We start from the raw sequence: 441 nt of genomic DNA, 5'->3' as shown, positions 1-441 counted from the left end.
TCTAAGTACCCTGAGGAAAAGAAATCAACCGAGATTCCCTTAGTAGTGGCGAGCGAACGGGGACTAGCCCTTAAGTTGATTTGAGATTAGCGGAACGCTCTGGAAAGTGCGGCCATAGTGGGTGATAGCCCTGTACGCGAAAATCTCTTCTCAATGAAATCGAGTAGGACGGAGCACGAGAAACTTTGTCTGAATATGGGGGGACCATCCTCCAAGGCTAAATACTACTGACTGACCGATAGTGAACTAGTACCGTGAGGGAAAGGCGAAAAGAACCCCGGAGAGGGGAGTGAAATAGATCCTGAAACCGTATGCGTACAAGCAGTGGGAGCCCACTTTGTTGGGTGACTGCGTACCTTTTGTATAATGGGTCAGCGACTTATTTTCAGTGGCGAGCTTAACCGAATAGGGGAGGCGTAGCGAAAGCGAGTCTTAATAGGG

Annotated in this window: 1 rRNA gene; it reads left to right on the top strand. The window is 49.2% G+C overall.

Annotated elements, in window-relative coordinates:
• Window positions 1–441 (top strand): 23S ribosomal RNA (locus tag AB4Y93_RS28875); the annotation flags it as partial.

The organism is Paenibacillus sp. YAF4_2 (assembly GCF_052113225.1).
Lineage (GTDB): Bacteria > Bacillota > Bacilli > Paenibacillales > Paenibacillaceae > Pristimantibacillus.
Note: the sequence above shows the minus strand (reverse complement) of the source record. Positions and strands in the feature narration are given on the sequence as shown.